This window comes from Nocardia sichangensis, assembly GCF_047200615.1.
Taxonomy (GTDB): Bacteria; Actinomycetota; Actinomycetes; order Mycobacteriales; family Mycobacteriaceae; genus Nocardia; species Nocardia sichangensis.
On record NZ_JBJZOK010000014.1, the window covers coordinates 82,488 to 107,124 of the forward strand.

General features: G+C 66.9%; 24 protein-coding genes and 1 pseudogene. 15 read left to right on the forward strand and 10 right to left on the reverse strand.

All coding sequences use genetic code 11. The features are described from left to right. Window positions 1–41: 41 nt before the first annotated feature. The gene (locus tag ACL03I_RS20375; protein WP_379252447.1) at window positions 42–767 is read right to left on the reverse strand and encodes an SDR family oxidoreductase; all 726 of its coding nucleotides are present in this window, start codon (window positions 765–767) and stop codon (window positions 42–44) included. A gap of 105 nt (window positions 768–872) precedes the next feature. Between ACL03I_RS20375 and ACL03I_RS20380 the strand changes: the two genes are divergently transcribed. Next, entirely contained in the window at window positions 873–1,712 is an 840-nt protein-coding gene (locus ACL03I_RS20380; RefSeq protein WP_412806702.1) for a LysR family transcriptional regulator, read from the forward strand. Between the two features lie 36 nt (window positions 1,713–1,748). On the opposite strand, the gene ACL03I_RS20385 is transcribed toward ACL03I_RS20380, so the two are convergent. Next, window positions 1,749–2,870: an epoxide hydrolase family protein gene (locus ACL03I_RS20385; RefSeq protein ID WP_412806703.1), complete on the reverse strand. Its 1,122-nt coding sequence runs from the start codon at window positions 2,868–2,870 to the stop codon at window positions 1,749–1,751. A 104-nt stretch (window positions 2,871–2,974) separates the two neighbouring features. Here ACL03I_RS20385 and ACL03I_RS20390 point away from each other — a divergent pair, with 104 nt between their 5' ends. Then, a complete protein-coding gene (locus tag ACL03I_RS20390; protein ID WP_412806704.1) occupies window positions 2,975–3,976 on the forward strand; it encodes a helix-turn-helix transcriptional regulator in 1,002 nt (333 codons plus the stop codon). Window positions 3,977–3,989: 13 nt separating this feature from the next. On the opposite strand, the gene ACL03I_RS20395 is transcribed toward ACL03I_RS20390, so the two are convergent. Further along, on the reverse strand, window positions 3,990–4,319 hold the full coding sequence (locus tag ACL03I_RS20395) for a helix-turn-helix transcriptional regulator (protein ID WP_412806705.1): 330 nt from the start codon (window positions 4,317–4,319) through the stop codon (window positions 3,990–3,992). Between the two features lie 2 nt (window positions 4,320–4,321). On the opposite strand from ACL03I_RS20395, the gene ACL03I_RS20400 reads away from it, so the two are divergent. Next, window positions 4,322–4,495: a hypothetical protein gene (locus ACL03I_RS20400; RefSeq protein WP_412806776.1), complete on the forward strand. Its 174-nt coding sequence runs from the start codon at window positions 4,322–4,324 to the stop codon at window positions 4,493–4,495. Between the two features lie 21 nt (window positions 4,496–4,516). Here ACL03I_RS20400 and ACL03I_RS20405 read toward each other — a convergent pair. Further along, a pseudogene (locus tag ACL03I_RS20405) lies at window positions 4,517–4,831 on the reverse strand (cupin domain-containing protein); the annotation flags it as partial. Between the two features lie 48 nt (window positions 4,832–4,879). On the opposite strand from ACL03I_RS20405, the gene ACL03I_RS20410 reads away from it, so the two are divergent. Beyond that, entirely contained in the window at window positions 4,880–5,857 is a 978-nt protein-coding gene (locus ACL03I_RS20410) for a zinc-binding dehydrogenase (protein ID WP_412806706.1), read from the forward strand. Window positions 5,858–5,870: 13 nt separating this feature from the next. Here ACL03I_RS20410 and ACL03I_RS20415 read toward each other — a convergent pair whose 3' ends face one another. Continuing rightward, window positions 5,871–7,325, reverse strand: a complete 1,455-nt coding sequence (locus tag ACL03I_RS20415) for a serine/threonine-protein kinase (RefSeq protein WP_412806707.1) — start codon at window positions 7,323–7,325, stop codon at window positions 5,871–5,873. 721 nt (window positions 7,326–8,046) lie between these two features. On the opposite strand from ACL03I_RS20415, the gene ACL03I_RS20420 reads away from it, so the two are divergent. Both ACL03I_RS20420 and sigJ read left to right on the forward strand, forming a co-directional pair. Continuing rightward, window positions 8,047–9,240, forward strand: a complete 1,194-nt coding sequence (locus ACL03I_RS20420) for an NAD(P)/FAD-dependent oxidoreductase (protein WP_412806708.1) — start codon at window positions 8,047–8,049, stop codon at window positions 9,238–9,240. Next, window positions 9,237–10,157 carry an RNA polymerase sigma factor SigJ gene (gene sigJ / locus ACL03I_RS20425; RefSeq protein ID WP_412806709.1) on the forward strand — a complete coding sequence of 307 codons (921 nt, stop codon included), beginning with the start codon at window positions 9,237–9,239 and terminating at the stop codon, window positions 10,155–10,157. Before ACL03I_RS20420 ends, sigJ begins: the two co-directional genes overlap by 4 nt. 298 nt (window positions 10,158–10,455) lie before the next feature. On the opposite strand, the gene ACL03I_RS20430 is transcribed toward sigJ, so the two are convergent. Then, window positions 10,456–12,822 (reverse strand): beta-ketoacyl synthase N-terminal-like domain-containing protein, encoded by a 2,367-nt coding sequence (locus ACL03I_RS20430; protein ID WP_412806710.1) that lies wholly within the window; start codon window positions 12,820–12,822, stop codon window positions 10,456–10,458. A gap of 107 nt (window positions 12,823–12,929) precedes the next feature. Between ACL03I_RS20430 and ACL03I_RS20435 the strand changes: the two genes are divergently transcribed. From ACL03I_RS20435 to ACL03I_RS20455, 5 genes are all read left to right on the forward strand, one after another. Then, the gene (locus tag ACL03I_RS20435) at window positions 12,930–13,433 is read left to right on the forward strand and encodes a GtrA family protein (protein WP_355077980.1); all 504 of its coding nucleotides are present in this window, start codon (window positions 12,930–12,932) and stop codon (window positions 13,431–13,433) included. Between the two features lie 120 nt (window positions 13,434–13,553). Then, a complete protein-coding gene (locus ACL03I_RS20440) occupies window positions 13,554–14,915 on the forward strand; it encodes a M20/M25/M40 family metallo-hydrolase (RefSeq protein ID WP_356966143.1) in 1,362 nt (453 codons plus the stop codon). 22 nt (window positions 14,916–14,937) lie between these two features. After that, window positions 14,938–15,471, forward strand: coding sequence for a YbhB/YbcL family Raf kinase inhibitor-like protein (locus ACL03I_RS20445; protein WP_364425695.1), 534 nt, complete (start codon window positions 14,938–14,940; stop codon window positions 15,469–15,471). 128 nt (window positions 15,472–15,599) lie between these two features. After that, window positions 15,600–15,839: a hypothetical protein gene (locus ACL03I_RS20450; RefSeq protein WP_355077983.1), complete on the forward strand. Its 240-nt coding sequence runs from the start codon at window positions 15,600–15,602 to the stop codon at window positions 15,837–15,839. A gap of 142 nt (window positions 15,840–15,981) precedes the next feature. Further along, window positions 15,982–16,401, forward strand: a complete 420-nt coding sequence (locus ACL03I_RS20455; RefSeq protein ID WP_412806775.1) for a hypothetical protein — start codon at window positions 15,982–15,984, stop codon at window positions 16,399–16,401. 177 nt (window positions 16,402–16,578) lie between these two features. Here the strand turns inward: ACL03I_RS20455 and ACL03I_RS20460 are convergent, their stop codons facing one another. Both ACL03I_RS20460 and ACL03I_RS20465 read right to left on the reverse strand, forming a co-directional pair. Beyond that, window positions 16,579–16,785, reverse strand: a complete 207-nt coding sequence (locus tag ACL03I_RS20460; protein WP_412806711.1) for a DUF397 domain-containing protein — start codon at window positions 16,783–16,785, stop codon at window positions 16,579–16,581. After that, entirely contained in the window at window positions 16,782–17,660 is an 879-nt protein-coding gene (locus ACL03I_RS20465; protein ID WP_397077906.1) for a helix-turn-helix domain-containing protein, read from the reverse strand. The genes ACL03I_RS20460 and ACL03I_RS20465 overlap by 4 nt, the downstream gene beginning before the upstream one ends. Window positions 17,661–17,911: 251 nt before the next feature. Between ACL03I_RS20465 and ACL03I_RS20470 the strand changes: the two genes are divergently transcribed. Further along, window positions 17,912–18,400, forward strand: a complete 489-nt coding sequence (locus ACL03I_RS20470; RefSeq protein WP_412806712.1) for a DNA-directed RNA polymerase subunit beta — start codon at window positions 17,912–17,914, stop codon at window positions 18,398–18,400. A 96-nt stretch (window positions 18,401–18,496) separates the two neighbouring features. Continuing rightward, window positions 18,497–18,724, forward strand: coding sequence for a hypothetical protein (locus ACL03I_RS20475; RefSeq protein ID WP_355077987.1), 228 nt, complete (start codon window positions 18,497–18,499; stop codon window positions 18,722–18,724). Window positions 18,725–18,947: 223 nt separating this feature from the next. Here the strand turns inward: ACL03I_RS20475 and ACL03I_RS20480 are convergent, their stop codons facing one another. Both ACL03I_RS20480 and ACL03I_RS20485 read right to left on the reverse strand, forming a co-directional pair. Then, window positions 18,948–20,078: an FAD-dependent oxidoreductase gene (locus ACL03I_RS20480; RefSeq protein ID WP_412806713.1), complete on the reverse strand. Its 1,131-nt coding sequence runs from the start codon at window positions 20,076–20,078 to the stop codon at window positions 18,948–18,950. A gap of 235 nt (window positions 20,079–20,313) precedes the next feature. Then, a complete protein-coding gene (locus ACL03I_RS20485; RefSeq protein ID WP_412806714.1) occupies window positions 20,314–21,624 on the reverse strand; it encodes an MFS transporter in 1,311 nt (436 codons plus the stop codon). Window positions 21,625–21,708: 84 nt separating this feature from the next. Between ACL03I_RS20485 and ACL03I_RS20490 the strand changes: the two genes are divergently transcribed. Together ACL03I_RS20490 and ACL03I_RS20495 are read left to right on the forward strand one after the other, a co-directional pair. Then, window positions 21,709–22,161, forward strand: a complete 453-nt coding sequence (locus tag ACL03I_RS20490; RefSeq protein ID WP_355077990.1) for a winged helix-turn-helix transcriptional regulator — start codon at window positions 21,709–21,711, stop codon at window positions 22,159–22,161. Between the two features lie 73 nt (window positions 22,162–22,234). Further along, the gene (locus ACL03I_RS20495) at window positions 22,235–22,765 is read left to right on the forward strand and encodes a class IV adenylate cyclase (protein WP_412806715.1); all 531 of its coding nucleotides are present in this window, start codon (window positions 22,235–22,237) and stop codon (window positions 22,763–22,765) included. The last annotated feature ends 1,872 nt before the right edge of the window (window positions 22,766–24,637 follow it).

A 24,637-nucleotide genomic window follows, 5' to 3' on the forward strand; every position in this document is an offset into this window, starting at 1 on the left:
GCTGACGTCGAGAACGGGAACGGGCGGCAACGGTGTTCTTGTCACCAGGGCACTGTTCCGGCGTCGTCGAAGAATCCGCCGGTCGGTCCGTCGTCGGGCAGGGTCGCGAGGTGAATCGCGATGGCCGCCCCCTGTTGCGGTGTGCGGACGCCGCGAAAGCCGTTGAGGTCGGTGGCGGTGAAGCCGGGGCAGCCGGAGTTGATCAGGATTTTGGTGTCGCTGAGTTCCTTGACGTATTGGATAGTGAGGGCGTTGAGGAAGGTCTTCGACGCCAAGTAGGCGGCGGGAACCGGGCCCATGTCGATGCCTGGTGTGGTTTGCAGGGCGAGCGAGCCGACGCTGCTGGACATGTTGACGATTCGCGGTGAGGCCGAGGCGCGCAGCATCGGCAGCATCGCGTTGGTGACCCGAATGACCCCGATCACGTTGGTTTCCACGACGATTCGCACGGTCGCGGGATCGACGGTGGTCGGTGTCTGCGGCAGGTCGCCGGTGATCGCGGCGTTGTTGACCAGGACGTCGAGCCCGCCGGCCTGGTCGGCGATCAATTCGGCCGCCGCGGCCACGCTCGCGTCGTCGGTCACGTCGAGCGGCACACCGAACGCATCGGTCCCGGCCGCGCGCAGCTTCTCCACCGCGGTGTCGCGGCGTTGCCGATCCCGCGCGCCCACACCGATTCGCCAGCCGAGCGCGCCCAGGCCGGCGGCGATCTCGTATCCGATTCCCTTGTTCGCGCCGGTCACCAGCGCGATCGTCTGTTCACTCACACCGTCGATCCTGCTGCGGTTGCGGGTGCGGCGTCCAAGACCGGTCGGGTTTGCGTCGATACCGCACGGGTATCGGTCGAGGTCATCGCCGGTTACCATGGCCTGGTGGAGACGCGGGAGATGCGATATTTCGTCGCCGTCGCCGAGGAGTTGCACTTCGGTCGGGCGGCACAACGGCTCTCCATGGCGCAACCACCACTCTCGCGAGCCATCCAGCAGCTCGAGCGGCGGCTCGGAGTCGTTCTGCTGCACCGCACCGCTCGCGCCATCGCCTTGACCGAGGCCGGGACGGTGCTGCTGCGCGAGGCCCGGACCGCGCTCGACGCGGTCGAAGCCGCCGAGCGCCGCACCCGCCGCGCCGCGGCCGACCAGCCGCGTGTGGTGCTGGTCACCAAGGCCGGTGCGTCCAGGGAACTGTTGTCGAAGCTGCTGGACGCCTACGCCGCCGAACCGGGCGCCGTGGCCGTCGAGGTGATGCTGTGCGGGCCCGGCGAACCGGAAAGTCTGCTGCGCAACGGGCGTGCCGACGTTGCGCTGCTACACCGGCCCTACGACTCGACAGCCGGATTCGACACCGAGGATCTGCATACTGAACAGCAGGTGGTGGTCCTGCCCGCGGGTCATCCCCTCGCCGACCGGGCGCATCTGTCGTTCGCCGAGCTCAACGCCCAGACGGATCTGCCTCTGCCGCGCTGGCCGCGACGGGATGGAAGTTATCCGGACGGCCCCGGCCCGCGGGTGCGCGACCATACCCAACTGCTCCAACTGATCGCGCTCGGACTGGCCTGCGCGGTCGTGCCCGAGTCGCTGCGAACTCAGCTACGCGACGATCATGCCGTGGTTGCGGTGCCGGACGCACCGGTGGTCACGACCGTCATCGCCTGGCCGCCACACAGCAGATCCAAAGCCGTTGCCGACCTCGTCCGCACCGCGACACGCCTCTGATCGGCACCACTGTTCGCCGACCGCATCGGGTTCGGGCTATCGCAGATGTTCGAAGAATGTTCGCAGATCAGCTGCCAGTTGAGCCGGCGCCTCCATGGCCGGGAAGTGCAGGCCGTGCTCGAATTCGGTCCAGTGCGCGTCCGGCGGCGCCGGGACTACCTTGCGCACGGTCTCGTCCGCACTGAACACCGCGAAGCCCTGCGGTACCGCGGGCGCGCCCCAATCCGAGGAGTGCGCTTGGTCATAGAGGGTGTGCGCCGCGGTGATGCCCGCTCCGGTGAACCAGTAAAGGCTGACGGTCGTGAGCAATTGGTCGCGATCGATCGGCAAGTCGGTCCATTCCTCGAACTTCTCGGCGATCCACGCCAGCTGCAGTAGCGGCGAATCGACGAGACCGTAACCGATGGTCTGCGGTCGGCTCTGCTGGATCGACAAGTATCCGGAACCCTCCTTGCGGAACACGTCCATGCGCTCGAGGATCAGCTTGTCGACCGGGTCGTCGGCATCGAGGCGCTCGGCCATTCCGGGAAGGAACGTCGCCACATTGGCGGCGGTCAGCGGATCGGTCACGACGTGGACGCCGATGACATGCTCGCTGTCGCGGGCGCCGACCAGGCCGGATATGCCTGCGCCGACGTCGCCGCCGTGAACCCCGTAGCGCTGGTAGCCCAGCCTGCGCATCAGCTCGATCCACGCGTCCGCGGTGCGGCCCATCGCCCAGCCGGTCGCGCTGAGCGGAGTGGAGAAGGCATAACCGGGCAACGACGGCGCGACCACATGGAACGCAGGCCCCTCGGCCGGGTCGACCAAAGGCTCGATGAGGTGGAGGAATTCGGCGACCGAGCTGGGATAGCCATGGGTGATCAGCAGTGGCGTCGCGTCCGCTCGGCCGGAGCGGACGTGCAGGAAATGAATGCGCTGGCCGTCGATCTCGGTCGTGAACTGCGGATAGGAATTGAGCGCGGCTTCCTGCGCACGCCAGTCGTAGCCGGTGCGCCAATATTCGGCCAGCTCCTTCAGGTAGAGCTGCGGTATGCCGCGGTTCCAGCCGGCATCGGGCAACTCGGCCGGCCAGCGGCCATCGGCGAGCCGATGGTGCAGGTAGTCGAGATCGGACTGCGCGATGTGGATGCGAAAGGGCTGGACTGCATCACTCATTGGGGTTCTCTCTGTCGGCTCGGGCGAGCGTTTCGCGCTGGTGAAACATAAGGTAGTTGCCATTGCGGAAAGGTTGGTTCCTCGATTCGGGAGAAGATCGATCAATGTTCGAAACCTCGGCACGACTGCTTCGTCTGCTTTCGCTGCTGCAAGCGCGCCGCGACTGGACCGGACCCGAGTTGGCCGCTCGACTGGAGGTCACCGTGCGCACCGTCCGCAACGACGTCGACCGCCTGCGACGGCTCGGCTATCCAGTCGAGGCTCGGCCGGGTGTCGACGGTGGATACCGGCTGGGTGTCGGAGGTGCGCTGCCGCCGCTGCTGCTCGACGACGACGAAGCGGTCGCGATCGCGATCGGGATGCGCAGCGCCGCAGCCGGTTCCATCGCGGGCATCGAGGAGACCTCGTTGCGTGCACTGACGAAACTGCAACAGATATTGCCGTCGCGGCTACGCCGTCGCGTCGACGCCTTCGGGTCGCACACCCTCGCGCTTCCCCCGCGCGGCCCGCTCGTCGACCCGGATGTGCTGACCGTGATCGCCGACGCCTGCCGCGACCATGAACGACTGCGGTTCGACTACCAGACGCATTCGGGGGCCGCCAGTCGGCGTTCGGTGGAGCCCTATCGCCTGATCAACGATCGACAACGCTGGTATTTGATGGCCTGGGACCTCGACCGCGTCGACTGGCGGACCTTTCGCGTCGACAGGATGCGGCCCCGCACACCGACCGGCCCCCGCTTTACGCCGCGGCCGCTGCCGCCAGACCATGAGATCACCGCACGAGTCGCCCGCGGAATCGGCGAGTCGACGTGGCGCTTCCGCGCCAGGGTGATCGTGCACGCGCCCGCGGATCACGTGCGCAGCCGACTCCCGATTCCCGTCGACGTCGAGCCGTTGAGCGAGGACCGGTGCGCGTTCGAACCCGGCTCCGACCATCCGGAAATGCTGGCGCTCTACCTCGGGCTGCTTGGCGCCGACTTCGAGATCGTGGACTCACCCGAACTGGTGCGGACCCTGCGGACGATCAGCGAGCGCTACCAGCGCGCGCTCGCCCCGTCGTCGGGTCGACGTCGTTGGTCGCCACCGACGGGCGGGGCCTTGTGATGTGGCGCCGAGGTCATGGAGTGGTGCGGTAGCGGCCCGGGGTGGTGCCGACGAGGTTGGTGAAAGCGGCGATGAAGCTGCTGGGGTTCGCCCAGCCGCAGGCGTGGGCGACGCGGGTGGTGTCGTGGCCGTCGGCGAGCAGGACGAGTGCGTGGTAGACGCGGAGCTGGGTGCGCCACTCGTAGAAGGTCATGCCGAGTTCGTTGTGGAACAGGCGGCTGAGGCTGCGGGCACTGGCTCCGATCGTGCGCCCGAGTTCGGCCAGTGGCGTGTTGTCCGCGGGGTTCTCGGAGAGGATCCGCGCAATCGCTTGCAACCGGTCGTCATGGGGTTTCGGCAGCACGAGTGGCTGTTCGTGTGCTTCTGGAGTTCATCGACGAGGACGCGGCGAAGGCGAGCGCGCGCGGCGCGGTCGTGGTCGCGTGGGCTCGTGAGGGTGAGCAAGATTTCGCGGGCGAGGCCGGAAGCCAGGAACACGGCGGGACGGTCCGGCACGAGCCGCGCCTGGGATGGGGGTAGGAAGACGATCCGCATGTCGGTGTCGCCGTGCGCCCGATGGTAGTGCGTGAACTCGGCAGGGGTCCACGCGATTCGATTGGCCGGGACGATCGATGTGCCCTGTTCGGTGTGCACGGACAGGACGCCGCGAGCCGCGTAGACCAGGTGTCCACGCGGATGGGAGTGCACCGAGCTCGTTCCCCCCGACGGCCACAGGTGCACCCCTCCGGACGGCCACAGCTGGGATGTCGGGCCGAGCCGGGGAAGTTGGCGGCCAACGGGCATGGGTTGGCATTCTATCGGTAGACGGCCACACGATCGGCTGGCGACAGTGGACGCATGCGCAATGACCTCCATTCAGCCAGCACCGCCGCCCCGATGCGGTGTGAGACGACGAGTACGACGATGCGAGCGGCCGTCTGTGTACGGGCGGGTGACCCGGAGGTACTGGAGATCCGTGAGCTACCGGTACCAGCGATTCGGGAGGGCTGGAGCCTGGTGCGGGTGAAGGGCGCGGGCTTGAACCGATCGGAGCTGCGAACCCGTCAGGGACATTCCCCGAACGTCCGGTTCCCCCGTGTGCTCGGGATCGAATGTGTGGGAATCGTGGCAGCCTCGACCGATCCCATGTTGCCGGTCGGCGCGACCGTCGCGGCGGTGATGGGTGAGATGGGCCGGGAGTTCGACGGCGGCTACGCGCAGTACGCGTTGTTGCCGAATTCGCTGCTGATGCCGGTCACCACCAGGTTGCCGTGGGAGGTCTTGGCCGCACTGCCCGAGACATACTTGACCGCGCAGGGCTCACTCGACGCATTGGGCATCGTGGCGGATAGCCAGGGGCGGTTGCTGATTCGCGGTGGGACATCGTCGGTGGGTATGGCGGCAGCGTCGATCGCGTCCGGCCGCGGCATCGAGATCGCTGCCACGACCCGACGGCACGACAAGATCGACGCGCTGACCGCGATCGGCGTCGACCACGTACTCGTCGACGACGGCGGGTCGCTGGCGGCCGGCGTGCAGGCGGTCTGGCCCGAAGGGCCCGACTACGTGCTGGATCTCGTCGGAGCGCGCACGGCGGTGGACTCGCTGCGCCTGGTCCGCCGGGGCGGCACGGTATGTGTGGCGGGTTCGCTGAGTGGGTGGCTGATCTCGGACTTCGAACCGATAGCGATGATCCCGTCCGGAACCAAACTGACGGCTTTCCACAGCGACAACCTGAAGGGCAGCGCGGGCGCGGCCGTGCTGCAGCGCGTCGTCGACGAAGTCGAGGCCGGTGTCTATCGACCCAACCTCGACCGTGTCTTCGGTCTGGACGACATCGTCGCAGCCCATCGGTACATGGAGGACAACCGGGCCACCGGAAAGATCGTGGTGGTGCCCTGAGCGCTCTGCGCGCTCATGGCCGGTTCCTGGGATGCTTGTCAGCGAGCCAGCGCCTGGTCGCGGGGGACAGGGTGCACAGCAGCCCCGCACAGGAGAAAAACAGGAGCGTGCCGACGAAAACCAGGTCGCTGGTACGGCTGTCGCCACCCAGACTGGCTCCGGCTCCGACCAATCCGACCAGCGTGAGGATCCCGGTACCCAACGCCACGGCGATGCGGCCCGCGCGCTTGCGCCGGAACAGTGCGATCGAGCCGCCGAGCAGCACCAGCGCCATCGTGGTGGAGATCGCCATGGGGGCCAGAAGTTCGAGGGCGACCTCACGCAGCGTCTGGCGGTGACCGTATTCGATGTGCGGGGTCGTCAGCTCCATCACCCCGTTGGCGATGATGAGACAGAAGACCAGCCCGAAGCCGAACGCGACGACAGCGCCGATCCTGGGAACGACGCCGGATGGCCGGGCCGGATCGTGGATGGGCGTGAGCGGTTGCAGCGGCGGTAGCTGTTCGGCGCGCCACCGGGGCTCCGAAGGCTGGTTGAGCAGGGTCGGGGCCGAACGCGGCCACGGGTCGACCGCCGTGGCGGGGTGGGCCGAGCGTTGGTCGACGAAAGTCGGCGCGGGCGCCACGGCGGGAGTGTCGCCGCGCAGGGCCGCCGCCGCGGCCACGGCGAAGTCGCCGCAACTGGCGAATCGTTCGTCGCGGTGCTTGGCCAGGGCGCGGGCGATCACCTCGTCGAGTCGTCGTGACAACTCGGGTCGGGTATCGCTGAGGCGCGGCACCGGCTTGGCGATGTGTCCGGCGACGATCTGACCGGGGTTGGTCGAGGGGAACGGTGGTTGCCCCGCCAGCATCGTGTAGAGGGTGCACCCGAGGGAGTATTGATCGGCGCGGTGATCGACCGGCTCACCGGACAGTTGCTCCGGCGAGGCGTAGGCGAGTGTGGCGGTGAACGTTCCGGTGGCGGTCAGTTTGGTATCGGCGTCGAGTATTCGCGCGATCCCGAAATCGGTGAGCAGAGCATGTGTTTCGCGACCGGCTTCCGGTTCGGCGATCAGGATGTTGGCCGGTTTGATGTCGCGATGCAGCACACCTCGGCTGTGGGCGTAGTCCAGCGCCTTCGCCGTATCGCCGACGATCCGCAGGACCTGTTCGGGGCGGGTGCTCCGGGGATCGAGCCGCGCAGCGTCGGTGCCACGGACGTACTGCATGGAAATCCACAGGTGCCCGTCCTCGGTACCGCGGTCGTAGACGCCGACGATGCCCGGATGCTCCAGGCGCGCAACCACATTGGCTTCCTGTTCGAACCGCCTGCGCAGCTCCTCGTCCTCGGACACCGCGCGATTGAGCAGTTTGAGCGCCACCAGCCGCGGCAGGCGCGGGTGCCGCGCCAGATAGACGGTGCCCATACCGCCTTGCCCGAGCACGCCCTCGATCACGTAGCCGGCGAACGACTCGTGCTGCCTCAACACCTATGGCCCCCTTCTAGACCCGGCCACCCGGACCGCAGGCAGCATAACTCCTGGTTTCCGGGCCCGGCTTCGCGACGGGGACCTGCCGCACGGTCCGTGGCCGTCGCCGAAGGTCGACCGGTTCGAACCGATCGCGGCCAAGTATGCCGAGGAGTGGCCGCGCGGCGCATACCAGTAGCGAGCCCCCACTGCACCGCTTCGGCGATCGGAACTCCCGGGGCGTGGCGAACAGATGAACTATTCAAACAAGCTGACCTGCGAAAACATTAGAACGATGCTCGCTCACCCTTGCACAGTCCTCGCACTCTTCAGATACCCGGATCAACAGATCGGCCCCGACGCCGCCGATCTGCCGGTGGGCCGTGCGCCACGACCTGCTCGCGGCCAACCCGATGGACAAGGTCGACACGATCACCGTGCCCAAGACGCTGCCGGGCGACCAGTGCCGAACCGCGGCGTCGAGGTCTGTTGTTCTACATCCGTCATCGGACCGCCCTGCGGCGAGGCTGGGGGCTGCCGGAAGCCGTCATCCTCTGAGTGAACATGTTCCAGATCGGCGACGCGATACCTGCGTTGGGAGGACCCGCAGGCCGCCCTGTACTGCCGATTCGTGCACTCCGCCTGGACGCGAGCCGACGATCTCGGCGGGCTGGCGACGGGCTGCGAATGTGACGGCTGTCACTTCGTGTCAGATCTGGACGGTGTGGCGTGTCTGGAGGGCATGACTGATTTCAATGCCATCACCAAAGTGGTTGTGATCGGCGGCGGTTACGCCGGTACCGTGGCGGCCAATCGGCTGCGGCTGCGGCGCGATGTCGAGATCACACTGGTCAATCCGCGTCCGCGGTTCGTCGAGCGCATGCGGTTGCACCAGTTCGTGGCCGGTACCCATGAGGCTGCCATCGACTACGACACACTGCTCGGCGCCGGGGTGCGGATGATCGTCGATCGTGCCATCCGCATCGATACCGCCGCCCGCCGGGTGGAACTGGGTTCGGGGCGCGCACTCGACTACGACTACGTGGTCTACGCGGTCGGCAGCACCGCCGCCGTGCCGGCGTCGGTGCCCGGTGCCACCGAATTCGCCTTCCCGATAGCCGAATTCGAACACGCCCAGCGGCTGCGCGCGGCGCTGGCGGACGTGCCGGTCCAGGCGCCGATTGTCGTCGTCGGCGGCGGGCTCACCGGCATCGAGACCGCCGCCGAACTCGTGGAGCAGGGCCGTACCGTGACACTGGTGGGTGGCGGTAAGTTGGCGGCGAACTTCTCGAATCCGGCCCGGCGATCGGTGGCGAAGTGGTTATCAGAGAATGGAGTCGAGGTGCGTGAGCAAGCGCGGGTGGGCGAGGTGCGACGCGACGGGGTCGTCCTGACCGACGGCGATGTGCTGCCCGGTGCGATCACGATCTGGACCGCCGGATTCGGGGTGCCCGAACTGGCGGCACGCAGTGGGCTGCGCACCGATGACCTGGGCCGGCTGCTGACCGACGAGACGTTGACCAGTCTCGATGACGAACGCATCGTCGCCGCAGGGGACGCGGTCGCGCCATCGGGCCGCCCACTGCGGATGAGCTGCTATGCCGCCCAACCCTTGGGCGCGCAGGCCGCCGACAATGTACTGGCCCGCATCGCCGGGGACGAACCTGCTGTGCTGGACGTGGCCTTCACCGCCTGCACCGTGGGTTTGGGTAGCCGCGCGGGTGCCATGCAATTCAGCCGTCGTGACGACACACCCGTGCCGATGTATCTCGGCGGGCGAACTGCCGGGTGGATCAAGGAACGGGTGGGTCTCGCGGGCCCGATCGGGACCATCCGCAAAGAAGCCCGCAAACCCGGCGCGATCCCGACCTTCTTGGGCTTGGGCAGGCGTAAGGATCTGAGCGCAGCCGAGCCGCAGGGAGTTCCGAAGCCGTGACCTCCACCGACGAGCACACCGAGCGTTTCGTTCACCTGCGACCGCTGCTGTTCACCATCGTCTACGAAATCCTGGGCTCGGCAACCGAAGCCGACGACGTGCTGCAGGACAGCTATCTACGGTGGCGGGGGGTGGACCTGGCCACGGTCCGGGATACGAAATCTTATCTGGCCCAGCTCGTCACGCGGCAGGCATTGAATGCGTTGCGGGCCGGCGCCAGTCGTCGCGAGGAGTACGTCGGACCGTGGCTGCCCGAGCCGCTGCTGCTCACCGACGGTGACGCCTCGAGCGATGTGGTACTCACCGAATCGGTCTCGATGGGGATGCTGATCGTGCTGGAAACGCTCACCCCCACCGAGCGGGCGGTCTTCGTGCTGCGTGAGGTCTTCGGCTTCGACTACGACGAAATTGCCTCCGCAACAGGTAAGTCCGTCGACGCCGTGCATCAGACCGCCCGCCGCGCCCGCAACCATGTCCATTCCCGGCGCAAGCGCTACGGCCCCGTCGACACCGTCCGAACCGCCGCGGTCACCGAACGCTTCATCACGGCCGCGACCACCGGGGACATGGAAGGCTTGCTGTCGCTGCTCGCGCCGGACATCACCTGGACCACTGACAGCGGCGGCAAGGTGACCGCACTGCCGGAGCTGGTCATGGTCGGCGCCGAACGAGTGGGCGCGATTCTCATGGCGGTCTTCAAATACGCTCAGCGGCGACCGGAAGTACGCATCGAGACAGTGAACTGCAACAGTCAACCGGCACTCACGTGCTATATCGGCGACAAACTGGAAGCCGTCCTCGTGTTCGACATCGCCGACGACCAGATCGTCAGCGGCTACGGCATCCGCAACCCCGACAAACTGGCCGCTCTCGAAATCCCGCGCGCCATCAGCCGCACTGAAACGCCCACGGCGTAGTCCCGCCCCACCTGGTGCATCCCATAATGCCGGGGACGGTGTCGGTAGTGGTGTAGCTGAGGAGTGCGTCGATGTGTGGACGCAGGGCGCGCCAGGTGGACCAGGTGGTGGGATCTTCCCGCGAGGGCACCTGTCGGCACCCACGCGCACCACCCGAACCCACTGATCGGACCACTGGGAGGACGTCGCGCTGTCCCACCTCTCCGGCTGATCTCCCGCAGGCCGGACGAGCGTGCGATCGACCGCAGCGAAAGCGCGAATCGACTGCACCGCAGATGCTCTCGCTTGCGATTTCGGTTCAGCCGAGCAATTCCCGGCTCAATGCGAGCAGTTCAGCGGTCGACAGAGCTTCCTCCTGCGCCGGCGGTCGCGGGTCCGCCACCGACGCAGTGGGTTCCGGGGGCGCCGTCGCCGGGTTCGTGGGTTCGAGGCGGGCGTGGAGTTCGGCGGCCAACAGCTCCACGGTGGGGCAGCCCCAGATGACGGCGGCGGGGACCTCGATGCCGAGGCGGGCTCCGAGTCGGGCCGACAGTTCCACGGCGTGCACCGAGCCGATTCCGAGCTGTTCGAAGTTCTGCCGGGCGGCCACCCGGTCGGGCTCTATGCCGACGACTTCGGCCAGTTCGGTGGTGACCAGGGCGGCGAGCGCAGCGACGCCGGGCGCGGAGGAACGTGTGGGGTCACTCGACGCGATCGCCACGGGGCGCGCCGCCGAGTCGTCGATCATCGCGATGGAATCGACCGATTCGGCAGTTGTGCCCGACGCCGCGACCGCCGCGGACTGAGATCTTGCACTCGAAATGCCAGTAGTGGCAGCGATTTCGATGGGCACCGCGTCCCACGAGGGCGACCCGGGTGCCTCGCCGCGGGCCTGCGGGTCGGCCCAATGCCGTTCGCGCTGGAACGGATAGGTGGGCAGCGAGACCGGGCGGCCCGCCGGGTTCACGGCAGTCCAGTCGGGCTCGATGCCACGCTCGAACAGCCTTCCCACCGCGTGCAGTAGGTCGCGGTGGTCCACTGTGCCGGGACGCAGAGCCGCCGCCAGCAGCAGATTCAGCGCCTCATGGTCGTCTCCGTCGGTGTCCTTCCCAGCGCGGGCGAGGTAGGCGTCGAGGAATTCGACAACCTGGCCCACGTTGTCGGCGACCGTCGAAATTCGATGCTGGAAGGCGGTTCTCGTGGCAAGCGTGTGCGCGAGGTCGCTCAGGCGGATGTCCGGGTCGCGCACGAGACGCTCACGCAGCCGATGAGCGTGTTCCCGCAGCGCGGCTTCGGTGCGGGCGGACAGCACCACCAGCCGCTGCGAGACGCCAGCGTCATCGACCGGATCGTGCGCGGGTGCCGCTTCGGCGATGACGTGGGCGTTCGAGCCGCCGAAACCGAACGCGCTCACCGCGGCGCGCGCGGGGGCGTCGTGCCGCGGCCACGCCATCGCGGTGTCGGCCACGCGCACTCCCGTCGCGGCGGGATCGAATTCCGCGGGTGCGTGGTCGAAGTGGAGGCTGCGCGGGATCCGGCGATGCGACAGGGCGAGCGCGACTTTCACGAGTCCGGCCATGCCCGCGGCCGCTTCGGTGTGTCCGATATTGGTTTTGACCGAGCCGACGATCAGCGGTGCGCCGGGCGGCCTGCCGGTGCCGTAAACCTCTGCCAGTGCGGTCAATTCGGCGCGGTCACCGACGGCGGTGCCGGTGCCGTGCGCCTCGACGTAGTCGATCGTCGCGGCGTCCACACCCGCTCGCGCGCAGGCCCGCCGCAACAGCTGCCGTTGGCCGTCGGCGCTGCTGGCGGGCATGGAGCGGTGCCTGCCGTTGTTGTTGGTGGCACTGCCCAGCAGGGTGCAGTAGACGCGGTCGCCGTCGCGCAACGCTTGTCGCAGCGGCTTGAGCACGACGACCGCACCGCCTTCGCCGCGCACGTAGCCGTCGGCGGAGGCGTCGAAGGTGTGTGACCGGCCGCGTGCGGACAGCACACCCAGCGCGGACAACCCGATCGCGGTCTCCGGTATCAGATTCAGTTGCACGCCACCGGCGACGGCCAGGGCGCTCTCACCCGTCCGCAACGCCTGGCAGGCCAGGTGCACCGCCACCAGCGATCCGGCGCAGGAGGCGTTCACGGTCATGCTGGGACCGTCGAAACCCAGGAAGTACGACACCCGGTTGGCGATCACACCCTCGACATCTCCGGTGCTGGTGAACGGGGTGATGGCGGTGGCGCCCCTGGCGAGTTTGACGGCGCGATAATCGTTGAATTTGTTGGCGAAATACACCCCGGTGTCCGGCACCCGGTCGGGCCGGATCGCCGCGTCTTCGAAGGCTTCCCAGGCCAATTCGAGCGCCAAGCGCTGCTGCGGATCCATATCGGCCGCCTCACGTGGGGTGATCCCGAAGAATTCGGCGTCGAAACCGGCGACATCCGCCACATACCCGCCCGCGACCGACACCGTCTTGCCCGCGGCGGCACGATCGCGCCCGCGGTGGTCGCCGGACCAGCGGCCGGGCGGCGGCTCGTCGGCGATCGCGTCGGTCTCCTCGATCAGCAACCGCCAGAACGCTTCCGGAGAGTCGGCGCCGCCGGCGAAGCGACAGCTCATGCCGATCACGGCGATCGGCTCCGCGCCGACGCGGTCCGGCCGAGAACCGTTGTGCCGCTTGGTCTTTTTCACGCTACTCACCTGCCCGCGATCCACCGACCGTGCACTCGCGCAACAGGCGGTGCGGTGAATCTGCCGATCTTGTTGTGGGGTCGGGACATGTGTCGGAGACTTTACCTGTGCTGTTTTCCGAACGCCCCGTTTTCGCCCGGGTGACGTCCGCGCTGGGGGGCGAGGCACGGCGTCGAGAACTATTCCGATTCGCTTCCGTCGGTGTCGCAGCGTTCACGCTGGACACCGCGGTGTTCCTGACCTTGAAGAGCACTGTGCTCGAGCCGCATCCGGTGACGGCGAAAGTGGTCGCTGTGCTGGCGGCGATCACGCTGTCATATGTGCTCAACAAGCAGTGGTCCTTCGATGAACGCGGTGGGCGGCGCGGTCATCACGAGGCCGCGCTGTTCTACCTGGTCAGCTTCCTTGCTGTCGCGATCAACACCGCGCCGCTGTGGGTGTCGCGGTACGTGCTGCATCTCGAGGTGCCCGAGGTCTCCCGCTTCACCCAGAACGTGGCCGACTTCGTGGCCGCCCAGTTGATCGGCACCGCGCTGGGGATGGTGTTCCGGTTCTGGGCCTTCGTGCGGGTGGTGTTCCCCGACAAGGTCCAGCCGCCCGATCCGGTGTGAGTTCCGATCACTCTGATGACAACCCTGTCGAAGGTGATCGCGCACCGTGCGGGCCGCGTCGCCTCGCCGTGACACCCGTCCGCGCGTTCGCCCTGCCGCGCGGGTGGTAGGAAAGGGAGCGTGTCCGCAACTGGCGAAGGATTCGACCCGAACAGAAACTCCCGCGCGGTGTCGGAAGTGGTGGAGCTGGTCAGCACGCTGATCCGCTTCGACACCTCCAACACCGGCGACCTGGCCACCACCAAGGGGGAGCGCGAGTGTGCGCAGTGGGTGGCCGACCAACTGCATCAAGCGGGGTATGTCACCGAGTACGTCGAGTCCGGCGCGGAGGGGCGCGGCAACGTCTTCGCGCGACTGGAGGGAGCCGACCCGAGTCGCGGGGCGCTGATGATCCACGGGCATCTGGACGTGGTGCCGGCCGAGGCCTCGGACTGGAGCGTGCACCCGTTCTCCGGTGCGGTGCGCGACGGCTACGTGTGGGGTCGCGGCGCGATCGACATGAAGGACATGGTCGGGATGGCGCTGGCGGTGGCCCGCCAGTTCAAGCTCGAGGGCACGGTGCCGCCGCGCGATCTGGTCTTCGCCTTCCTCGCCGACGAGGAGAACGGCGGCAAGTGGGGTTCGCAGTGGCTGGTGGACAACCGCCCCGATCTGTTCGACGGCATCACCGAGGCGGTGGGGGAGGTCGGCGGGTTCTCGTTGACCGTGCCGCGGCCCGACGGCACCGAACGCAGGCTGTATCTGGTGGAGACCGCCGAGAAGGGCCTTGGCTGGATGCGGTTGCGCGCCAAGGCCCGCGCGGGCCACGGCTCATTCCTGCACGAGGACAACGCGGTCACCATCCTCGCCGACGCGGTGGCCCGTCTGGGCAAACACACCTTCCCGTTGGTGCTGTCGGATTCGGTGGCCGCGTTCCTCGCCGCCGTCGCCGAGGAGACGGGTCTGGAGTTCGATCCGGCGAGTCCCGACATCGAGGGCCAGCTGGCGAAGCTGGGCACCATCTCCCGCATCATCGGCGCGACCCTGCGCGACACGGCGAACCCCACCATGCTGCAGGCCGGTTACAAGGCCAACGTGATCCCGCAGACCGCCGAGGCGGTGGTGGACTGCCGTGTGGTTCCCGGACGGCAGGCTGAGTTCGAGCGGGAGGTGGACGAGCTGATCGGCCCCGACGTCGAACGCGAGTGGATCACCAAGCTCGACTCCTACGAGACGACCTTCGACGGCGATCTGGTCGAGGCGATGAACAACGCCGTGCTGGCCCACGACCCGCGCGGCCGCACCGTGCCCTACATGCTCTCCGGCGGGACGGATGCGAAGGCGTTCGCCCGCTTGGGTATTCGCTGCTTCGGTTTCGCGCCGTTGCAGTTGCCGCCGGAGCTGGACTTCACCGCCCTGTTCCACGGCGTCGACGAGCGGGTGCCGGTGGAGGCCCTCGAATTCGGCACCCGCGTGCTGGAACACTTCCTACTGCACAGCTGATCCGATCCGGAAGAGAGGTTTCATGACCTACAACCCCTACGACGCGCTTCCGCAGGTGCCGTCGTTCACGCTCACCTCCGACGACGTCACCGACGGGCAGCCGTTCAAAAATGAGCAGGTCAGCGGCATCTTCGGGGCGGGTGGCCAGGACATCTCCCCGCAGCTGTCCTGGTCGGGTTTCCCTGCGGAGACCAAGAGTTTCGCGGTGACGGTGTACGACCCCGACGCGCCCACCGCCTCCGGCTTCTGGCATTGGGTCGTCGCCGATATCCCCGTGAGCGCGACCTCCCTGCCCGCGGGCGCGGGCAGCGGCGAAGAGGGCGGCGCGATGCCGACCGGTTCGATCACTCTGCGCAACGACGGCGGCTTCCACGGCTTCGTCGGCGCGGCCCCTCCGCCCGGGCACGGCCCGCACCGCTACTTCATCGTCGTGCACGCCGTCGACGTCGACAGCCTGGGCATCGATGAGACCGCCAGCCCCGCCTACCTGGGCTTCAACCTGTTCTCCCACACGCTGGCTCGTGCGACCCTGGTCGCCACCTACGAGCAGAAGTAGGAACCGCAGCACGATCGTGGCCCTGAGCGAAACGCTCGGGGCCACGGTGCTTTTGTCGCCAGCTCGGCGCAGCTTGTGGAGCGGGAGCTCCCACGCGCGAATCGCCGTGCGGAGGCGAGAATCACCCCATGGACATCTCTGAAGCAGTTCGAGGCGCGCGTCTGCTCGCTGCCGATATCGAGAGGTCTCTCGGCTTTTCGGTCGAGGTCGGCACCGAATATGAAGAACAGTGGCATCGCTTCCACGAGCTGCCGTGGCCGAGCGATCCCGCCGCCAGCGCCCACGCGTTGCGGGCGACCGAGCGAGGCTGGCAGAGCATGACGAATCATGCCTATCTCGTACCGTATGGCGAACTCGGACCTGCGTGAACACACCTGCCCGGTCGGACCGGTCGGTCTTCCCAGTGGCGGTTCGTTTCTGTTGCGCTCCGGTTGCCCGGAGCCGATACGCTGCCGCTCGACTGCGCCCGAGTGGGGGCGCGATTGGATTGATGAGGGTACGAACGTGATCATTCGCACGGAAACCGCCTGGGTGCTCTTCTTCGCCGGGCTCATCTTCCTGTGGGCGCTGGTGCTCGGTGTGTGGAAGTGGCAGGGGATGACCACTTCGCCGGACGGCCTGGCCCACCCGTACGTCGACATCGCCCACCGGGCCGCGTTGCTGTACTCGTTCGCGACCGGATTGATCGCGTGGTTCGTCGAGCTGTCCGGCTGGCCGACCGCGGTGAACGCCACCGCGGCGGGTGCGATCATCCTGTTGTTCGTGGTGACGATCGCGAACTACGTCCGGCTCGGACTGCAGCGCGAGACCGACAACCAGATGCGCAACCCGCCGCCGTCGATGCGTTTCGTCCTCGCCGCCTTGATCATGGGGGAGATCGGCGGATTCGCCGTGCTACTGGCCGGCTTCGCCGTCGAGCAATTGGGCTAGCCGGGCTGATCCGAGGGCGAGCCGAGCAGCGGCGTCTCCTACGATCCGTTCGTGGCGGTGATCTTGGTGACCGGCGGCTTCCCGTCAACGGCGCAACAGATGCGACTGGAACGAAACTCCAGACGCCACGAAGCCCGACGTAGGCGATAGAACCATCGCGCCGGACTTGCGGTCGATCTACGAACGCTCGAACTCGCCTTCAGCTACTCCGGAAGTGAATGCATCCCAGGCGCTGAGGGTGAACACGAGGGCTGGACCTGTCGGGTTCTTGGAGTCCCTCATGCCGACTATCCCGCCTTCCAGGTATGCCACCTCGACGCAATCCTGGTTGGGCCCACTGTGACTGCTCTTGAACCACGCCGCCCTGGCCAGGGTGGTACTCACTCGGCATACTCCTTAGCGATCTTCAACACCAGTTGCCTGGTTTCTTGCTCGTCAAGCGCGGCGGCGCGAACCGCCTTGCACGCTGCCCTGTATTGCTCGATCTCACTGGGCTTGTCCAGGTAGAGGGCACCCGTATAGCCCTCAACGTACACCACCGGCGGTTCGGTGAACGACTGCAGAGCTGGGAATTCCAGCAGGGTAAAAGACCCTGTTATCAGGGGAAATACGCGCTCAGTGTGCAACGGCACCACTCGAAGCGTGACGGTGGGCAACCGCGAAACGGCTACGAGATGATCGAGTTGTTCCGACATAACCGATGGTCCGCCAACCGGGTACCGCAATCCCGCCTCTCCGAGGAACACGTTCATGGTGAAGCGGTCGGGCGACTCCTGTAAGCGCTTCTGACGCGTGGCCGCAATCTCGATTCGACGCTCGACATCGGCGGTAGGCATTCCCGGATACGCGCCCCAGATCACCGCACGTCGATAGGCAGGCGTCTGGAGCAGGCCGGGGAGCAAAGTGAGATGAAAGGTGGTCAGCTTCCGAGCGGCTTCTTCCAGCCCGAGATAAAGGTCGAAGTAGGTCGGCACCGCATCGCCGTAGGCGTGCCACCACCCGGTCCTTTTGGTCTCACGGACCAAGCCCATCAATGCTGCGGTGTCCTCGTCGTCGGCGCCGTACAGCTCACAGAGGGCTTTGATGTAGATGTCTTTGAGCTTCACGCCTTGGCCGCCCTCCAGCCGCCACATGGTCTGCGGTGATACCTCGATGACCTTGCACGCCTGCGCAACAGTCGCGCCGGATGCCTCGCGTAGCTGACGCAGTCGGCGACCCAGCATGCGACGAGGAACTGTGGAGCCCGGACTCTCGGTCATTAGCCAACCTCACGGTGATCTGTGAATTTGGAAGGGTTTTCGGGGCAAGCCTGGAAGACGGGGAGAAAACTAGGCTACTCGCGCCACGGAATATTCCAAAATGTGGCACCGAGGAGGTCTACTTGGCATGCACCCCGCCGCACAAACGGAACACCAAGGCGCAGTGAGCAATCCGATTCGCATCGGATCAGCCCAGCCAGGGGCTTAGCGGGTGCGCAACTCACTGTGTTTGCGATCGAGTAGGGGGTTCAATGGTCCAGGTACTTTTCGGGAACACGCCGCTGTCCCGGTGCGCCTACTACCGGCAGGTGTGCGATCTGCCTGCGGAGGTCGATCCGCCTCAGGTGGGGCGCATAGTGCTACGCATGGGGGTGGCGTGGGCGGTGATCATGCCCGCCACATTGGGGCAGGACGTGAAGGTCTGGATGCAGCGGCACCACCACGCTATCGGGCCGATCATGTCGCATCCTCGGTCGAAGCGGTGGACGTATCTGACGCAGCCCGACCTTCCCGATGACATCACGCTGTTCGCGGAGATGTTCCGGCTCAATGTCTCGCTGGTGTGCGCCGGTGGAACCGTGGCGTTGCCGAGTCCAGCCGATCAAGGGACCACGTTCCGTTCCTGGGTAGTTCGACCCGCCAGCGCTTTTCGCCCCGCCGGAAGCGTCGTTGTGGCCGCTATCCGTGGATGCGTGGCCGAAAGCATTGCTCGCCGGAAGCGGGGCATCGCGTATGCATGAGGCGCCTGCGGTGTGGAACACGTTGAGGCACTGCGGGATCGGCGGATGCGAACGCTGCGATCTTCATGTTCGACACGCGCCGACGGAGCCGCAACGGTGAACGGCGATCAGCGCGGCGTGTCTCCGCTGCCGTCCGAGCCGGATGTCCATTTGTCGGTGTTCTGGCACGGCGTCCGGATGGATTTCGTCGCCTGCGTCACCGCCGCGTGCTTGTTCGTCCAGGAGTGGCGTGCCCGGCACTGGCACGACGCAGTCGAGGTGTCGATGGACGACACCGACGGGTATCCGCGCCTGCCGTGCGAGCGGTTGTATCTGGAGCCGTGAAAGTCGGCCCGAACGCGCTGCGGCCCGGGCACGGTTCCGGTCGTAGTCGCGCCACCATCGAAATTCGGGTAGCTGCTGGTCGATGTGGGTGTTCGGCGCGATCTCGCCATCGGCGCGAGCGCGCGTTGACAAGCCCGGTTTCTCAACCGATCCGGAGCGAAGCTGGGTGGCCGATCAACGCGCGCCCGCGTCAGGTACGAATGCCCGACGGAGTGGCTCGAGGTCAGGGGGTGTGCTCGCGTGCGGTGAACGCGGCGACCAGGCCCTGGGCCGTTCCGTCGTTCCGGTCCCCGAAGAGCTCAGCGGTTTGGGTGGCGACCTCGGTGCTGCGGGCGAACATGTTCTGCTCGTATTCGCTCAGGGCGGTCTCGATGTCGTCGGGGTGCGCGGCGAGGGCGTTGCCGAGTTCGGCGCCGTCGAGCAGGGCGAGGTTGGCGCCTTCGCCGTTCGTGGGCATGAGGTGGGCGGCGTCGCCGAGCAGGGTCACCCCTGGTATCCGATCCCACCGGTGCCCGATCGGCAGGGTGTAATGCGGGCGCCAGACCGGCGGTAGGTCGGCGTCGGTGATCAGTGCGGTGAGTTCCGGTGCCCAGCCGTCGAACTCCTGCGCGATCCGTGCGGTGGCCGCGGCGGCATCGGTGAAATCGATGGCGGCGAACCAGTCGTACGGCCTGGCGAGCACCACGTAGGCGTGCAAGGTGTCGCCCCTTTCCCGGTGCGCGTGGATCTCTCGGCCCGGCGAGGGCGCCATCATCGACCCGCCGCCGACCGCTTCCGCGGCGGCGGGATGGCGGGTGTCGGCGTCGAACAGGTAGGTCTCGACGAACGACTCGCCGGTGTAGTCGGGTACGGCGGTGGACAGCAGCGGCCGGACCCGTGACCACGCGCCGTCGGCGCCGACCAGCAGGCTCGTGACGACCGTGCCGCCATCGGCGAAGGTGACCTCGTGGCGGCCTGCGCCGAGAGCGCGAGCGCCGCTGAATTTGTGACCCCATCGGACTGTGCCTGCCGGCAGCGAGTCGAGCAGCAGTTGTCGCAGTTCGCCACGCTGCACCTCGGGGCGTCCACCGGTGCCGTCGTCGGGTTTGTCCAGCAGGACGGTCCCGTTCGGGTCGAGGACCCGCATCGCCTGGCGGCCCTCCAGGATGAGGCCGCGGAATTCGTCCATCAGTCCGGCCGCCGCGATGGCGAGTTGGCCGTTGTAGTCGTGGATGTCGAGCATGCCGCCCTGCGTGCGTGCCGTCGGGGTCGGTTCGGCCTCGTACACCGTGGCCGGGATGCCGTGGACGTGCAGGACGCGGGCCAGAGCGAGTCCGCCGAGTCCGGCGCCGATGATCGTTACTGACTTGGTCATGGTGACGAGAGTGCTGGGCAGGGATTGCACCGTCCTTGCGCCCGGCTTGCACCCGCATGCGTCCATCCCCCGTATGCCGCATACGGCCACGCGCAGCGTGAAACTCGTCAGGCATCCAGCCATCCTGGAGCCCGGGAAACACCCTGGCACAGCGATTTTCGCGCCGGTGGTATTCGACGCTGATCGTCGCGCCGAGCGCGCAGGCGTGAGTGGCAGGCCGGATGCCTGCCATCCGTCAAGGATGCTCCGACGATCCGGCTCGACACTCCAGCTCCGAGTGCGGGGCGCTCGCGGAACGAGCTGTGGGCTGTAGGATCCAGAGCCGAGGGTCGGCGTTCGTCCGCGCTTTCGCGCCTTCGGCACTCGAGTCGGCGGGGCGCGCGATGCCGCCGAGTCGGCCCAGCCCCCACAGCATCAGTGCCGACAGGGCGTAGATCGCGCCGACCCAGCAGGAGGCCCGCCATCCCCACGAGCTGTATGCCCAGGTGGTCGTGATGGCGCCGAGGGCGGATCCGAGGGAGTAGAAGGCCATGTAGACGCCGATGACGCTGCTGGCGCGGTTCGGATGCGCGGTGGTCAGCAGGTGCTGGCTGCTCACGTGCACGGCTTGGACGGCGAAGTCGAGCAGGATGATACCGGCGATGAGCGGCCAGAGGCTCGATCGGGCTTGGGCGATGAGCAACCAGGAGCCGGTGAGCAGAGCAAGTGACCAGCCGGTGATCGTTTGCGCGCGACCGGCATCGGCCCATCGTCCCGCACGGGCGGCCCCGAGCGCTCCGGCCAGCCCGGCCGATCCGAACAGCCCGATCTCGGTGGTGCCCAGCTTCCACGGCTCGGCGCCGAGTGGCAGCGCGAGCCCGCTCCACAGGGTCCCGAAGGACGCGAACAGGAACAGGGCGATCAGGCCCCGGCTCAGCAACAGTCGATCTGTGCGCACGAGCCGTCCCATCGATGCCAGCACCTGCGTGTATCGCGCCCCGCTCGTCCTGCGGTCCGGGTGCAGCCTCGCTCGGGCGGTGATGGCGAGCACCGCGCAGAGTGTGGCGAGCAGCGCGTAGACCGCTCGCCAGCCGACCGTATCGCCCAACGCGCCCGCGAGGACACGGACACCGAGAATGCCGATCACCACGCCCGAGGTGACGGCCCCGATATTGCGGCCCCGCTCACCCGGTTCGGAGACAGCAGCGACATACGCGACCGTCACCTGCACCACGACTGCGAAAAACCCCGCGATCGCCAGGCCAGCCATCACGAAAACACCGTTCGATGCGGCTGCCGCGATAGCGGTGCCCACCGCGGTGAGTGCCAGATGCGCGGTGATGAGGCGGCGGCGGTTCACCACGTCTCCGAGCGGCACCAAGACGACCAGACCGGCGAAGTAGCCGATCTGCCCGGCGGCGACCAGCCCGCCCAGCGACTGCGGCGACAGCCCCAGATCCCGTCCCGCCGCTGCCGTTACGGGCTGGATCGCGTAGATGGTCGACACCGCCACGGCGCAGATCAGCGCCAGGATCCATCGCTGCGATCGTGTGACTCCGGTCGACACCACACCTCCATCATTGGTAGCAAAATGAAACCATTGAAGCGTAGGCATAATGGTTTCGTATTGCAACCGATAGGGAGGAGTGCGATGACGACGCCGCTCGGTTCCGCACGCGAGTGGACCGACCCCACCTGCCCCGTAGCCCGAACGATCGACCTGGTGGGCGATCGGTGGAGCTTGCTGATCGTGCGCGAGGCCATGGACGGCGCGGCCGCGTTCACCGAGTTCCAGCAGCGCCTGGGGATCGCGCGGAACATCCTCGCCGACCGCCTCCGTCGGCTGGTGGATTACGGCATCCTCACCAGCAGCCCGAACCCCGGCGGCAAGCGGCACATCTACGAGCTCACCGAAGCCGGGCAGGACCTCTTCACCACGATTGTCGCGTTGCGGCAGTGGGGAGAACGCCACGCCTTCATCGGCAACGAGCCGCGCTCCACACTCCTGGACCTCGACGGCAGCCCGGTCGCCGAACTGCGCCCGCAAACCCCGGCAGGCAAGAACCTCACCGCGGCAACGACCCGAGTCGACAAGGTCGGCTGAGCAGGAGTTGGCGGTACCAGCGGCGCGCGGCGGGTAAGTTCGATCGACCGCCCATCCGAAACAGGAGTCAGCAGTGCCCATCGAGCACGAAGCCAAGATTCTCGACATCGACCCCGGCGCCATCGAACAGCACATCATCGACAAGGGCGGCCGGAAACTCGGCGAGCGATTCATGCGCCGCTACGTCTACGACATCGCGCCGGGCGATGCCTCGAAGTGGATCAGGCTGCGCGACAACGGCAATGGGACCACGCTCGCCGTCAAGCACATCACCAGTGACGCCATCGACGGCACCCACGAAGTCGAGGTGAGCGTCGACGACTTCGCCGCCGCCAATGCCCTGCTCGAGATGCTGGGTTTCACCGCGAAGTCCTATCAGGAGACCAAGCGGATCAGTTTCGTCCTCGACGGCGCGCAGCTCGAGATCGATACCTGGCCGCGGATCCCGCCGTATCTGGAGATCGAAGCCGCGACCAAGGACGACGTCATTCGGATCGCCGGACTGCTCGGCTACACCGAAGCCGATCTGACCGGCGAGAACACGATCAAGATCTACGCGCGGCACGGCATCGATCTCAACACTGTCGGCGAACTACGGTTCTGAGTGTTGGGGGTTCTGGTAGTAATCGCGCGAAAAACAACGAAGTTGTCTTCACCAGCGGTGATCGGCTGGTTCGGACTGCGGCGCAGCGTGTTTGGCGCTCGGCTCGGGTGCCGATGAGGTTGGTCGGCGTGGTGGAGGTCGGGTTTCGTGGCGACGCAGGTGTTCGCGGCCGCCCGCAGCCCGAACCGATCACAACGCCATCGCCGCTGGTCCAGCCATATGTGGTGTTTTCCGCGCGATTACTACAAGTGTTGCCTATTGCGGTGGGTGCAAGCCAACTGCGTGAGGTCCAGACCTCGCCACGAGGGCAGCAATCAAGGTGCCTGCCAGGGAGATCCATAGGGATCCGCTGCGGCGGGAACTTTCGAGGAGGGCCTGGGTTCTGCTGCGCACACCTCGACCCGTCGGCGAGCGACCTCATGCCTGTTACCGCCACCGGCCCGACCACAAGCTCCGATGCCAGGCTGGGGCTCGCCCGGTGAGCGGCGGCAGGGGCCACTTCAGGTAGGCGAGACGCGCGCTTATGGGCCGACAGTGAACGACTCACCGCAATCACCTTCCAACCCTGACCTTGCTCGGGAAGCTACCGGCAGCGCACGAGCACGGAAACCGCTCATACTGGGCCGGCCGCCGTGGTGTCCGGACCGAGTGGCGGCACCGGCACAGCGAGCGCGAGGCTGGAAGCGCGCCCGGTCATGACGGTTCAGTGGCCGCGGCGGGCAGACTGAGGCTCCGCTCTGACCGGCTAACGCACTGTCATGCCGCATATCGCGCGCCAGGACAGCTTGGCCGGTGCCTCGGAGGCAGGCGCGCTCGTACCAATGTCACATCAGTTCAACCGACTCCAGGCCAGCCACTGCTCGCGGTAGGCGTGCTGTTGCTCGACAGTCGAAACCTTCGACGCGGGCGCGGGCGAAAATATGTACCGGTAGCCGCGATCTCGCGACACACCTGCGATTGCAGTACGAAAAACGTTACGAAGGCCGCACCGGTAGCGGGCCCACAACTCGAACCCACCACCCATCCCACTGCTCATCGGGGTCGGCCAATACTCCGGCCGTGCGCCGACAACCAGAAATCGAAAACCACTGCCCTCCGGAAGTTTTCGCACCGCCGCGAACCCATCGAACACATCGTCGCTCTCAGCGACCCATTCCCCGCCAGCCCCATCGGTCAACGTGACTCGCCACCGACCTGTGTCAAGCGCTCGCGCTGTCACCGACCAGCGCTGGATGTGTCCGTCGGGCGAACGCACCGCCACCAGATCGCGGCATTCGCCGCGCAACTCATCGGACGTCACAAGTCCCCCTGTCCACCGCCATTTCAACGCTCGGCGACGCACCATTATGCCGTCAAATTGTGTCGTAGGACCGGGTAGTGACAAGCGCACCCGTTGCGCGAAGCGCAATCGCTAGAACTTCCAATTCGACCCGGTTCCGTTGAGCCCCCGGTGACAGAGCTCCTCGGCCATCGCAGGGGCTTCGGCGAGGGAGAGCGCTCCGACCTTTCGAAGAGACTGCATCACCGCCACGGGCGTGGCGCTACCTGCGGCAAGCTGCAGATCGGTCGGGCCGTCGGCGGCCAGGATCGTGACCGTGACCACTATCAGCGACCCGCATTCCGATGCATTCGGTCGTGTAGGTCGCGGATTCGAGCACGGTGTTCACCTGTCGAATCCTGGATTCGACGCTCCACCGGGCGTGCCGAGAACGCACGCGCATGCCGCCGCGCTGCCTGAAGCGGCCAGCCAGTCGGCGGAACGCACGATCATGCTCCGCATACTGCCTACATGTTCGGTGGGCTGTGCCTGCGCATCTCCTTCCCCGGATGACAGTCTGCTATCCGGGGAAGTGTCAGTGCCGTACTGCGGCG

What these genes read in the sequence shown, in the direction of transcription:
- ACL03I_RS20385 (WP_412806703.1), bottom strand. Translation starts at nt 2,870, where the DNA reads ATGAGTGATGCAGTCCAGCCCTTTCGCATCCACATCGCGCAGTCCGAT.
- ACL03I_RS20490 (WP_355077990.1), top strand. Translation starts at nt 21,709, where the DNA reads ATGACGACGCCGCTCGGTTCCGCACGCGAGTGGACCGACCCCACCTGC.
- ACL03I_RS20445 (WP_364425695.1), top strand. Translation starts at nt 14,938, where the DNA reads ATGACCTACAACCCCTACGACGCGCTTCCGCAGGTGCCGTCGTTCACG.
- ACL03I_RS20480 (WP_412806713.1), bottom strand. Translation starts at nt 20,078, where the DNA reads ATGACCAAGTCAGTAACGATCATCGGCGCCGGACTCGGCGGACTCGCT.
- ACL03I_RS20420 (WP_412806708.1), top strand. Translation starts at nt 8,047, where the DNA reads ATGACTGATTTCAATGCCATCACCAAAGTGGTTGTGATCGGCGGCGGT.
- ACL03I_RS20450 (WP_355077983.1), top strand. Translation starts at nt 15,600, where the DNA reads ATGGACATCTCTGAAGCAGTTCGAGGCGCGCGTCTGCTCGCTGCCGAT.
- ACL03I_RS20390 (WP_412806704.1), top strand. Translation starts at nt 2,975, where the DNA reads ATGTTCGAAACCTCGGCACGACTGCTTCGTCTGCTTTCGCTGCTGCAA.
- ACL03I_RS20410 (WP_412806706.1), top strand. Translation starts at nt 4,880, where the DNA reads ATGCGAGCGGCCGTCTGTGTACGGGCGGGTGACCCGGAGGTACTGGAG.
- ACL03I_RS20465 (WP_397077906.1), bottom strand. Translation starts at nt 17,660, where the DNA reads ATGACCGAGAGTCCGGGCTCCACAGTTCCTCGTCGCATGCTGGGTCGC.
- ACL03I_RS20470 (WP_412806712.1), top strand. Translation starts at nt 17,912, where the DNA reads ATGGTCCAGGTACTTTTCGGGAACACGCCGCTGTCCCGGTGCGCCTAC.